We start from the raw sequence: 11,672 nt of genomic DNA on the forward strand, positions 1-11,672 counted from the left end.
AGCCAATTGTTACGAATCCGACTTGATTGCTTTGTTGGTGCTGAAAACATATGCTTTACGTTTATGACCAGAACAAACTAAATAATCCCCACAGTCAGAAATCGATAATGAATAAATTTGAGACACAGAAAAATCAAGCTTAATTTCTTTGATTAATTGACTGTATTTTACGTCGACAAATACTAATGAAGGGTCTGACGTACCAATAGCTAACACATTGGAATCAGGAGTAAAACACAAACTAACAATATGATTAGTTGGGACTTTACCTGCATCTTTCTTTATTTCAATAATACTTACTATGTTTTCTATGTACTTGGGTAAGTTAATTGTTTTTAATAACTTGTAGTTATCCCTATCCCAAATTTTAACTATACCGCCGTCATGTCCTGTTGCAAGTAACTTCCCATCAGGCGAAAAACTAGCTGTATTAGAATAAAAACAATCATTTTCTAACTTTTTAAATAGTTGATGGTTTTTCGTGTCGTAGACAACAAGTTCGTAATTATCTCCACAAAGAAGAATTGAGTCCCCATCAACAGTATGACTTATAGAAAAAACATTGTTGATACCAGTATCTTTTACAAAAATAACACTCAAATCATCAACAGACAAGTTTTTTAATACCCCGCCATCGCCACATAAAACAACTTCATTGCAATTAGTGGATATCGACATTGCGAAAAAAACAGAATTAAAAATCTTAGTTGATTTTACCGTATTATCTAAGTTGTCATAACAATATAAATACCCCTCTGAATTTCCAACTAAATGATACCTATCTGTTACACGCACCACCTCACCATGCACAGACTTTTCACCTATTATATTTACTGAACTTTCGTAACTATTTAATGTCTGAATTAAAAATCGATTACTGTTACCAACTAAAGCAATGGACTTTGTTCCAGGAATGAACTGAGATGAAAAAAGTGTGTCGAAAGGTAGTGTAATCGTATCGACTAACGTACATGGAACATCGTAGTAATCAAAAGAAAATGATTTAAGCAGTGAACTATGCTCCCACGGGATTTGTTTAAAATCACTATCTTTAATAACTTGTTCTCTGACTAATCTAAAAACATCCTCAATAGACAAGTTATATTGTGACATTGATTCGATTAAATGCTTAGTATAAAGACCATTTCGACTATTAACACCTCCATCAGAGGCTTTCATTCCTGGTGCTGTTGCAAAAGCAATAAGCGTATTATTATTAGTTTCAGGCTTTACTTGCCCGAGGTTCATAGCCTTGAAATTCCCCGCCCCCCTACTCTTTAAACTGTCAAGAAAGTCCTTATCTCCATCATTGCGGCACGCATCTAGAATGAATAGCTTTGCACTATTTGGGAATGACTTTGCAAAGCTATCAATAATAAAATCCAGAGTGGGGGCATGATAATTTAAATCACTATCTTCATTGAAATCACAGGGGATAAGATAGTTGTTACCGCTAGATTCCAAACCATGACCAGCAAAAAAAATAGAACTACTTCATTATGGAGATCGACTTTATTACAAAAATCATGGATCGCATTAAATAATGAATAGCTATCTAAATCTTTTTTATAGTTACATCGAACCCTTTATCATGAAGAATTTCGGTAATTGAATTTGCATCATTTATAGGGTTTCTTAAAGGCTTTACTTGGTACTTAGAATTTCCCAGAACCAATGCTTTTCTTTTATTCATCAATGAACACCATATATTGTGTACAACTCCTCATTGTGACAAAGCACTAACGCCGCATTAAGGTGTGAGCAGCGCTTGGCTATACTTGAGCGAAGCGAAAATACTAAGCGTTGCGAATCACTCTTAAATGCTTTGTTAGCAGCGTTCTATTTGTTTGCGCTATGCTCATTAAGAACAATGAATGATGCTCTTTCAAATAACTCGTCGTAGGTAATGATTTCTACGTTTCTAGAGTCTCGACGGAAAAGTTCGAGAGTTTTGTGCTTCATTTTTTTGATGCCTGGGGGCTCCGCTGCATTATCAACCTGTGCCCAGTTGCCAACAATTAGAACCGTTTTCGAGTCATAAGCATTCTGATTTATTTCGCTGTAATCGTCTGCATATAAATCTCGAGTTGTTTCAATCTTGAGCGTTCCGCTAGCTTTTTGTTCCAGAATTTGTGAGTAAGCTTCCATCAATTCTTTTGATAGTTTCCAACTCTGCGCTCTATTTTGAGCAGTTCCAAACAATGGGGTTGTAGGTAACTTAAGTTCGACAAACGTTGTGAATTTATTGTCACCCATTAAGAAATCTGCAATAACACCTTCACTGCCACCCGCATTAGTATCAGACGCGTGAAACTCCTTTTGTAAGATACCTTGGAATCTGTAGTCTAAACCATAACCGAATATCCATTGATTCACCGCGAAGAAATGCTGCCATGCAGTCTCGTCTTTTGTATTTGGCTTACCGATATCGACTTTATACTGAGGTAGGTAGTTTGACGATAGTAGTTTTTTGAATATTTCTAACTGTGACTTCCGATAACCCGTATTCACAAGGCCCTGAGTAGTGATCATTCCTTGTGACAGTAAGTCTCTAACAACTTCTCCACCATCAGAACCTGAAAGTAGTGTAGTTATTTTCTGTTTTGTCTCGGCATCAAGCACATCCATTGAATCATCGGATAGCTTAATACGTCGCTCTGCTATCCCCTTCAAATTAAGTCCTTGAATGAAATTCAAGAACGTTTTCAATTGCTGCATATTGAACTTGGAAAGTTCAATAACTTGCTTCTCCTGACCGCTGACTAACTTGCATAGCTTAATGCCCTCAATGTCATCTTTCTCTTTCAGATAGACAACTTTCATCATTGTCCGAGGAGCTAGCTGAATATGAAACTGTTCTTCGTCAGAGAAAATAACTTGGAAAAACCTACCTTTCTCGAAGGTGTGGTTATAGAGGGTCTCTAATTTAGAGTTTCTAATCACATCTTCTTCTGTAGGCTTAAAATCAGGAATTTCAAACACCGATAACCTCTTATCTATCGTTTACTTGGAAGCTACTAACATTTTATTAGTGAGACCTTGCAAGGTACCTTACCTTGCAAGCTTGGCCTACCTTCTAAGGAAGGAGGTGATTTATGTATCGGCGAAGCAAAAAGTACCAAGAGTAGGTTGCTAATTCGGCCTCAATGCGAGCCGAACGGGAGCGAAAGCAGCTTAGCTTTGCCATTCTCACCTTTCAGACACGCTACCGATTATTCCGCACATCCTGTGCTTCACCCTTCGGGACAGCTAAAGCTGTTCAAAAATGTTCCCGACATTTTTTGTCGCGTGGCGGGCCAGATGCCCTTTGGCTTCAGCTAAGCGACAGAAACTGTTCTGTCGCTTGTTCTTCGAACACGCTTCCGCCCCTGAATTTTGGGTTCCAGCGTCCCTGCTGCCCTGTACGGGTTAAATTTTGCCTGTTCTTTCGAACTGTGGGCAGCACGTTAACACGTTATAACTTGCTGTTCTGTAAGATATCTTCCAGTTCTTTCATGTTCAGGCTTTTTCGCTCAATGATTACGCGAGTCCGCATATTGGTGGTTATAAGTGCTGCATCAAATTGCAGATGTTAGATGAGTCCACTTCTGTAAACCTATTGACAGCACTCCAAGGAAAGGCTTTTAGAGCTTGGGGCGTAAGACATTGTCCATACCAATAGCAGGGGAATGTGCTTTCCCTTTGAATAGCTACCTCACCAAAGCGCAGACCTTCTCTTTCTGTGCTGCGACTTCCGGGCTGTTGTCTTGCATCGCCTTGAGGATGAGGCGGTTGCACTCTTTCTCCTGCATCTGTGTTGCGGTTATCGGTTTAGGTTCACCAATGCTGGCTATCATGGGTTGGTAGCTTGCCGAGGCGTTGCAGTACATGCGGGTCAGACTTTGTGCCTTGGCACTTAAATGGCGTTTGCCTGAAAGCTCAGAGCAAATCTCGGTAAACATCGCCTTGGCTTGTTGGGTGCAGTGGGAGTATTGGGTGGCTTGCTGTTTCAGGTCGATACATACCGTCTCTGGTTTCACCTTCCACAGGAAATGCTGAAAGCGAATGTTCGTCCCCTGGTAGTTGATGCTTTGCGAAGTGATATTGGTATTCAGGGCGTCGGTATAGTGGTCTGTGATGCTGCTGGTGATCATTTGCATGTATGCAGCGAAAAGTTGTGAGAGCGGGTCCATGACTCTTCCTTCAGTGCTTTGTTATTCCATTGGGGGCGTCAACATATTATCGACTTGGCCGACACCGGGAATTGATATGAGTCATGACTTGTTAGCGGATGCCGCTTTGCGTTGCGACAAATAGTATGGAGTATTGACCTGAGAGACTTGCCGATGATGAGCAATAGTCCCCTCCAGCCAATGCTATGGACATCAACTGCTGCCCTCAGCCTCTTTCTCGTTAAATCGTCTTTTCAGATACTTTATGCTGGCATTCAGTTCTTTTATCTCCATTCGCATTTCCACTGCGATTTCACGCATCTGCTTTACATGCCTGTAAATCAAAAAAATTAAGAGTGGTAGAAGTAGCCCACCAAGACCAATCATTAAGTAAATTAATGCAGCTGCTTCGTATCCTTTGTCCATATGTGTCTTCCTTTCAATCCATTGGTTTATTGCTCTGGCCCAGGGCTTTGTTTCTTGGTGCTTACGCTAAGCCCAAGGTCATTTAGCTGGATACAAGGGGGAAGATCAATAAAGTGAGTAAACTCTATACCTTCGTATTAGGAGCTAACTTATGGAGTTGGAGCTTGGTGAAACGAGCTGAGCAAAGCAGATTGGAACAATGAGTCTAAGCAGAGGTTGCCGGAGATGGCGTTGCTTATGGTCTCCCCACAGGAGCTACTTTTGACTTTAATGTAATTTAACGAAAATTGTTAAAGGCATATAAAACATATACTTATCTAAATATTAGATATTTGTAAATTAACCAAAGTTACGCTAATTTAACTCAAAAGGCTGTACAGAGGCGGCACAGGATTTAGGGAGAAGACCTATGAAGGGCACCAATATCTTCACTAAACGAGCTCTGGAAGAGTGCAAAGTTAAGAAGACGCGATACAGAATTTCAGATAGTGGTTCTGCTGGTTCCGTTAACGGGCTGCATTTAGATGTTTTGGTATCGGGTAAGAAGGTTTTTCGCTTTCGCCGTAAGTATTTAGGGAAAGATACCTCTGTAACTATTGGTGAGTTTCCGCTGATCACCATAGAGCAAGCCCGTAAAAGGGCGAAGCAAATCGCCTCTGACTTTACCTATGGCAAGAATCCCAACGAAGTCAAAAAGGCGGCTATTCAGGAAAACAAACGGCAAAAGGCTTTGTCGATGTCGATTGCTGAGTTGTTTGAAGCATGGGAATCCGAATTTCTGGTCAAGATTAAGATAGGTGAGCGGCGTTCCAAGTCTCTGGAGGATGCCCGTTCAACGTGGAGCAATCACCTTAAGGGGGCAATAGGACACTTCCAGATCACTGATATCAAAGCTGACACCGCAAATACATTGCTAAAACAAATCCTGATAAAGACATCGGTGTCTGTGAGGAACAAGTGCTTAACGCTGCTTAAATCTATGTATGCCGAACAGGAAGCTAATCCCTTTATTAAGATAAAAAAGCTGGCAGAGACCAGGAGAGAACGGATTTTAAGTAAAGAAGAGGTCGGGCGTCTGTTAGAAAGCCTGACTGAGGAGTCTCAAGTCTATCAGGATATCGTCATGCTGCTATTGCTGACGGGTCAGCGCAAGTACTGTGTTTTGAGCATGGAGTGGGGAGAGATAGATCATGAGCAAGGTATCTGGCTTATACCCACGACCAAGATGAAGGCTAAGAAAGCCCATGCTGTGCCATTGACTGATGAGGCGATGGAGATTTTAACACGCCGCAGCAGTGAAGCTACTGCGGGGGAAAGGTATGTGTTTCCATCATCTCAAAGTAAGACTGGACATATTGCAGAGAAGTCAGCCGTTGGCAGCTTCTGGTATCGAATCACAGAACGGGCAGGACTGCGCGGCCAAAGTAGAGGCGAGAATGTCACCATTCACGACTTACGACGCACCATTGCCAGTTGGAGCGTAATGCGTGGTGGCAACATTCAAACTACCAGTAAGCTGTTAGGCCACAGCGACATTAGTATCACGGCCAGTACCTATGCCCATTTGGACATTGAACATGTCAGGCGGGAACTGGGGATCACTACAGCAGCTTTGCTGGGCAGAAACTTAAAGGTGGAAGAGAGCAGGGTAGAGCGGCTGGTCAGAGAGATAAAACAACTCTCACCTGAGGAAAGGCGAGAGTTGATGGGGAGAATATAACGCCCAGCTCTGCGGTTGGTAAAAGTGGAGGCGAAGCCGGAGCTTTTGTCTGTCCGAAAGCAGCCGCTTGTTATACGGTTCCTACACTATTTTCAATCGTTAAGTTAATTCTTGGTCTTTGTCGGGAAGAAGCCATAGCGTCCTGAGTTTTTCTTAGTAAACTGAACAATCTGCTTTCCTGAACTATACTTACTCGGTATAGACTTTTTATTTTCAAAAACAATAATCTGTTTAGCCTTCCAAGCTGACAAGCTATCAAAGAACTTAATATTTACATCCGTACCTTTAAGGTCATCTTCCTCATTCTCAGGCTCTTCATAGGCAAGTAATGGTGAATCAAGTATCGAAAACCCTAAGTGAGGAAGCTCATTCTCTTCTGTATATTTCATCAGTCCGAGAGTGGCTGCAGCATGTGTAATAGCGCGGTATCCTTTGCCATTGCTAATTCTATGCTTCCCGTTAATAACAAAATCACCTGTATCCTTATCAAAGTGAACATCATTAGAATTAGGCAACCCCCAATCATGAAGAAAGTTCCGTACTTCTTTCGAAAGCTCAAACAAAGCGCTTGTTGGCAAACTCCTTTCGCTTTCGCCCTTGCCTTTTGATTCATTCTTCGGAGCTGAATTTTCTAAATCTTCTTTCTTTTTAGTTAGGAAAATTAACTGTTCATGCTGTTTTATTGACACATTTACTTGAGATTTAATATTGAAAAGTTCCGAATAATTGGTTCTCTGCTCCACTAGCTCAGGATTCGCAATATCTAATTCTTTAGCCACAGAAGACATTTTATCCCTAATGGATGGTAACTGTTCACTAATTGAACTTAACTCTGAATTAAGATTGTTCACAGTTAATTTAAGTTCATTACTAAGTCCTTCAATTTTAAATTTTTCTGATACTGCTGCTGCAACAACATTCTGAATCCCCGCATCACAATCTTGATGAGTTTTATCCTCAGAAACGCGTCTTCCACAGGTGGGACATTTTTCAGTTGGTAATGCTTCGAACAAAATTCCTGTTTCAGAGATACTTTCAAGTCTAGCTATATCTGAAGCATACTGACTTTGTAGCAGATTGAACCGGGATAACATTTCCTTTACTTCATCGATTCTTTTGCGTTTGAGTTCTAACTCTTCTCTTAACGCAGCCCGATTATTGACTAAGCTATTGTATTTTTTCTCATTGGCATCAAGAGTAGAACGTTCTTTCAATATGGTTTCTGATAATCTCTTATCTTGGTCTCTAAGCTCCGCCAATGAATTTTCTAATGTAGATATATCACCTAATGAATTACCTTGTTCTTCTATCAACTCCTTTAATAATTCTATCTTTGCTTCTCTAGATAGAGCTTTTCTTTCAACTTCTGCTGGTAACAATGAGCTATCATCTACCCCCGTAAGAATAAATTTTAGCCTAGACTTATGCTCAGTTTCTTTTGTGTATTGTTCACTAATATATGGTGAGGATTCTTTTTGAATATTGGCTTCATTAACAACAAAAAGATCTAGCGAATTTCTTAAAGTTAAGCTAACCAGCCCATTATGCGCATTTTTTTTAAATTTTTTGTTAGATAAATTAACTTTCTCTAGTATGAAAGAAGAAATGCTTTTGATCTTTTTTGTTTCAGTCTTAGGCTTTAAAATGACCGGCTCGATATCTAGCGGCTTATTTTTATGCAATCCTTCGAAGCATTCATAATTTCCACCATCTATATTTCTTACAAATGTGAAACACTCTGATTTAGAAAACTCTACACCTAGAATTACTTGATCATAACCTTCGTGTTCAGGAAGCTCTTTCAATGGCTTTTCTGAACCCAACATAAAGTCAATTCCATCTAAAACGGATGACTTGCCTGTATTTGAAGGGCCATATATTAAATTCAAACCACTTCCAAACTCTATTTCTGCTGATTCCTTTAACGGGCCAGCAAAAACAATAAATCTAATTTCCATTTCAACAATACTCAACCATTTTTCGAAATTGACATTTCTGCTATCTGGAATTCATCTCTCCAGCGATCAAATGCGGAATTGAAAACCTCCGTAAACAACCTATCACCATGATCGTTATACATAATGATAGCCCACTGCGCTCTTTGATTAAGTTCTTTTATATATTCATTTGTTAAGCATTCGATAAAGACACTAGCAAGTTCTGTGGCACGGTAATAGAAACCATCAGGTGTTATAACTTTTTCTACAAGCCTTTTGCTCTCCATAAGAGCAAGACCATTCTCTACTAACGGCCTCCTTACCAAAAGCTCACCACTTCTTTGTACAACATTTGGGTGTAAGCTTGGTGGAGCGTTTGCAATATCTCCGGTATGAACAACAATATGATCCAAAGCCAATAGCTGCTGTATATCGAACTTATTATCTAGGTTAACGACTAATATACATACTGCCCGCACTCCAGTTTCTAGGGCATTATTGAATATGTAGTCTGAATGTAGAACTTCACTCATCGTCATTCAACCATTTCAATTTATCATCATTGGCTAATTGATGGCATATGCCATATCTATCTTTTACCCTGATAGTTTCAAATAGACCATTTGAATCAAGAGGAACTGACTTTGACTCGCTTAAAACAGTCTTAAGTTTAACTAAGCCATTTTCATAATCATCTTCTGCTGCATCTATCACTCCATCAAACATGTCACTCTGAAGCGCTTCGAATGTCCCTAGCGGAACAGAATCTCGTGCAAAGGTTCTTAACGATTCAGCAAAGTAGAAGTATTCTCTTTGTCTAGTAAAATGATTTTTAAGGTCTGGGAAGTAATCCATCTGAAAGTTTTGTTTTTCAATACCTTTACTATCAGCATAAGCATTATGTAATTGCTCTATATAGCGGGCTTCATTCTTTTGAAAAACCTCAGGTGGCTTTAAAGGCGTAGGTCGATCTTTTAAGCCACCACCAAACCTGATCAAGTAGTATGGTGTTTCCCTATATTCCTCGATAATTTGATTTACCGGTTTATATTTGAAAATGCTAAAGTCAAAACCCGTGACGAATTTTTTAAATTCACCCTCCAGTAAAATTTCTTTTGTTGTTGTTATGCTCTTAGAACACCAGCCATCCCACTCTTCAAAAAGCTTATCCTTCAGCTTATCTGAATTTAATAGTAGTTTTTTGAGCGAGGGGCCACAGTCCTTAGGAGCAAAAAAGTAATAACAATTTGGCTTTGTCAAATTGCCATTGTAAACATGCCACAACAACTTACCAATTTCAGGGATTGCAGTTCCTGGTGCCAAAGGGTCACCTTTATAGTACTTGCATTGGTAATTTTCCCAACTTCCAGAAAATCCATTCTCAGTGTGAAAACAAGCAACATCAACTCCAAAATCATTAGCTCCACCTAAGCGTGTTACAAGGTGATATTTCGACTTTTGAAATGTGCCCCACTCCTCTAAAAAGCATTCCCACTCTTCTGCTGAGAAGAGAAATAAGTGCTGCCTAGGAGTTATTAATTTCCCATATGAAACTTGTCGGGAAGACGCAGTGTCGTTTTCACTCTTAGGTTTAGCTAATTCGAGATCATTTAAGTCGAAGTCTAGCACTGAAAAAACTTCCTTTTTCTAGGCATGGTTCCCACGCATTATTTTTACAATTTGAATGTTCAGGCAATCACGTGATGAGATTATACTCTATAACACCCACTTAAGTTGTGATTGAACGTGTGCCATGTTTGAGTGCTGGCGAGTTCGGCACACGTTTACGAATCCGACTTAAAGCGTTTGTTATAAAAACTATGCCTTGGGCTTGTTCTTAGGCGGTGGTGGTGGCTGCTTCTTGTGGTTAATAATCATACGCGTTGGCGGAGGAGGAGGTGGTGGTGCTTTCTTATTATCTGTCATTGCATTACCTCAAATTTTGCTCTGAGATTAACTTTACTTTGGTAGGCTTATCTTGTTCTAAGTTATATGAATAATAAGGGATATATGAGACAAGTGCCAATACTGAAGCAATACTCATTGAAAACACACCTAAGTATAATTTTCTTGCTCTCGACTCATTCACTTCTGAGTTAAAAGATGCACATTTTATGTAATAGTCGATTAGCGCCTGCTTATATGTTTCGATAACGGTTTCACCAGAGTCATCTTCCTCATAGTGATTTTTCAGTACGTTTCGATAGTCTTCGAGTTCGGTAGGAAGAGGCAAAAACTCATACTTTGAACCACCCCATGCACTTTTTAAAAAAAACACGGATATACAGGTGATTACTATCGAGAAAACATAAATTAAGCTAAACGTTGCAACTCCTAAAGGTTCACCGGAAAAGTTAACTTTTTCGAATATATAAGCTAAAAAGCCAATTAGTACGATGACTGCTGCTGTAGGCGCTTGTAAACGATTATCAAAAACTTCGCTTCGCTGAATTTCGAAATGATATGCGTCTTTATAATATGCTAATAGATCCATTTCCCTTCATTAACTCCCAACTATCCTAGTTGTTATAACGCCCTGTTAAGGTGTGAGCAACGCAATACCGAAGCTCCCGCATACTGCCTTAAACACAACAACGCATAGCAAAAATGCCAAGCGTTGCGAATCACTCTTAAATAGATGTTATATGTGTATCAACAATCAGGATTAGTTTCCCCTTCAGTCTCATCAGAGCTATTCTGCTTTCTATCAAGAACCCTCTTACATAAGTCAATGATAGTAGTAAGAGAAACCCAAAAGACACCTACACCACCTAATGCAATTAACATTTTGTCGTTTGAAAAATCGCCAAAATTCTTAGTTCCGAACAACGCTTCATAAGCTAGATTAATCCCTGATATGCCACCTGTAATAGATAATGCTACTGAGAATATTTCAGTCAATATTGGCAGAGACCTAGTTACCATAAGCGATAACAATACAAAAGCAATACCAGAAACAAGTACAAAACTAGCTACAATTTCTTGTGGAGAAAGGTTCATTTTTTCTTCTCCTTTTCGATAATCTCAAGTACATCTTGCCTATACTTTTCAGCTTCACGAAGATCCTCATCAGAAAGTGTTCGTGTACTTTTGAGAATTTTACTAATTAGTTGTTCTTTTTCTTTCTTTTGTTGAAAGTAAGATATAACGACAGTACTCAGACCAAATATTGCAGACCCAACACCTACTGATAATTTACTCATCTCCGGAAAAACGTAGCTAGCAAGCACAGCGGCACCAGCTATTGTCGCGATAATTGTACTCACGAAGACTTGCATTCGCTGTAAACTTTGAGTTTTCTTAGAGTATTTGGCCAAAAAAACTAAAGTTTCAGCATCAGCTTTCTTCATATTCTCGTAGAACTTATCTACATCTATATTATTCTTTTCCAAAATGACTCTCTTTATTCTCGATATTTCATCTACACATATAACATTT

General features: G+C 39.4%; 12 protein-coding genes. 1 reads left to right on the forward strand and 11 read right to left on the reverse strand.

All coding sequences use genetic code 11. From position 1 onward, the window contains the following. Window positions 1–9 precede the first annotated feature (9 nt). The 5 genes from L2725_RS23310 to L2725_RS04700 form a co-directional block, all read right to left on the reverse strand. The gene (locus L2725_RS23310; RefSeq protein WP_346429383.1) at window positions 10–1,485 is read right to left on the reverse strand and encodes a caspase family protein; all 1,476 of its coding nucleotides are present in this window, start codon (window positions 1,483–1,485) and stop codon (window positions 10–12) included. A 70-nt stretch (window positions 1,486–1,555) separates the two neighbouring features. Further along, the gene (locus L2725_RS23350) at window positions 1,556–1,693 is read right to left on the reverse strand and encodes a caspase family protein (RefSeq protein ID WP_428985256.1); all 138 of its coding nucleotides are present in this window, start codon (window positions 1,691–1,693) and stop codon (window positions 1,556–1,558) included. Window positions 1,694–1,839: 146 nt separating this feature from the next. Further along, entirely contained in the window at window positions 1,840–2,982 is a 1,143-nt protein-coding gene (locus L2725_RS23315; protein WP_249247869.1) for a Shedu anti-phage system protein SduA domain-containing protein, read from the reverse strand. A 707-nt stretch (window positions 2,983–3,689) separates the two neighbouring features. Then, window positions 3,690–4,172 carry a hypothetical protein gene (locus tag L2725_RS04695; protein ID WP_249247871.1) on the reverse strand — a complete coding sequence of 161 codons (483 nt, stop codon included), beginning with the start codon at window positions 4,170–4,172 and terminating at the stop codon, window positions 3,690–3,692. Between the two features lie 192 nt (window positions 4,173–4,364). Next, window positions 4,365–4,577 (reverse strand): hypothetical protein, encoded by a 213-nt coding sequence (locus L2725_RS04700; protein WP_249247872.1) that lies wholly within the window; start codon window positions 4,575–4,577, stop codon window positions 4,365–4,367. Between the two features lie 409 nt (window positions 4,578–4,986). On the opposite strand from L2725_RS04700, the gene L2725_RS04705 reads away from it, so the two are divergent. Then, on the forward strand, window positions 4,987–6,297 hold the full coding sequence (locus L2725_RS04705; RefSeq protein WP_249247873.1) for a tyrosine-type recombinase/integrase: 1,311 nt from the start codon (window positions 4,987–4,989) through the stop codon (window positions 6,295–6,297). A gap of 104 nt (window positions 6,298–6,401) precedes the next feature. On the opposite strand, the gene L2725_RS04710 is transcribed toward L2725_RS04705, so the two are convergent. The 6 genes from L2725_RS04710 to L2725_RS04740 all read right to left on the reverse strand — a co-directional run bounded on the left by L2725_RS04710 (window position 6,402) and on the right by L2725_RS04740 (window position 11,626). Beyond that, window positions 6,402–8,270: an ATP-binding protein gene (locus L2725_RS04710; protein WP_249247874.1), complete on the reverse strand. Its 1,869-nt coding sequence runs from the start codon at window positions 8,268–8,270 to the stop codon at window positions 6,402–6,404. Continuing rightward, window positions 8,267–8,767 carry an ABC-three component system middle component 2 gene (locus tag L2725_RS04715; RefSeq protein WP_249247875.1) on the reverse strand — a complete coding sequence of 167 codons (501 nt, stop codon included), beginning with the start codon at window positions 8,765–8,767 and terminating at the stop codon, window positions 8,267–8,269. Before L2725_RS04715 ends, L2725_RS04710 begins: the two co-directional genes overlap by 4 nt. Next, window positions 8,760–9,863 (reverse strand): ABC-three component system protein, encoded by a 1,104-nt coding sequence (locus L2725_RS04720; protein ID WP_249247876.1) that lies wholly within the window; start codon window positions 9,861–9,863, stop codon window positions 8,760–8,762. Before L2725_RS04720 ends, L2725_RS04715 begins: the two co-directional genes overlap by 8 nt. Before the next feature lie 301 nt (window positions 9,864–10,164). Next, window positions 10,165–10,728, reverse strand: a complete 564-nt coding sequence (locus tag L2725_RS04725) for a hypothetical protein (RefSeq protein WP_249247878.1) — start codon at window positions 10,726–10,728, stop codon at window positions 10,165–10,167. Between the two features lie 158 nt (window positions 10,729–10,886). Next, window positions 10,887–11,234, reverse strand: a complete 348-nt coding sequence (locus L2725_RS04735) for a hypothetical protein (RefSeq protein ID WP_249247879.1) — start codon at window positions 11,232–11,234, stop codon at window positions 10,887–10,889. Continuing rightward, window positions 11,231–11,626, reverse strand: coding sequence for a hypothetical protein (locus L2725_RS04740; RefSeq protein WP_249247880.1), 396 nt, complete (start codon window positions 11,624–11,626; stop codon window positions 11,231–11,233). Before L2725_RS04740 ends, L2725_RS04735 begins: the two co-directional genes overlap by 4 nt. Between the last annotated feature and the right edge of the window lie 46 nt (window positions 11,627–11,672).

Origin of the sequence: Shewanella corallii (assembly GCF_023349125.1) — a bacterium.
GTDB classification, from domain to species: Bacteria; Pseudomonadota; Gammaproteobacteria; order Enterobacterales; family Shewanellaceae; genus Shewanella; species Shewanella corallii.

Bases quoted from the DNA above. Each gene is read 5' to 3' on its own strand.
- L2725_RS04725 (WP_249247878.1), bottom strand. From the start codon at position 10,728: ATGGATCTATTAGCATATTATAAAGACGCATATCATTTCGAAATTCAG.
- L2725_RS04705 (WP_249247873.1), top strand. From the start codon at position 4,987: ATGAAGGGCACCAATATCTTCACTAAACGAGCTCTGGAAGAGTGCAAA.
- L2725_RS04735 (WP_249247879.1), bottom strand. From the start codon at position 11,234: ATGAACCTTTCTCCACAAGAAATTGTAGCTAGTTTTGTACTTGTTTCT.
- L2725_RS04695 (WP_249247871.1), bottom strand. From the start codon at position 4,172: ATGGACCCGCTCTCACAACTTTTCGCTGCATACATGCAAATGATCACC.
- L2725_RS04715 (WP_249247875.1), bottom strand. From the start codon at position 8,767: ATGAGTGAAGTTCTACATTCAGACTACATATTCAATAATGCCCTAGAA.
- L2725_RS04700 (WP_249247872.1), bottom strand. From the start codon at position 4,577: ATGGACAAAGGATACGAAGCAGCTGCATTAATTTACTTAATGATTGGT.
- L2725_RS23350 (WP_428985256.1), bottom strand. From the start codon at position 1,693: ATGAATAAAAGAAAAGCATTGGTTCTGGGAAATTCTAAGTACCAAGTA.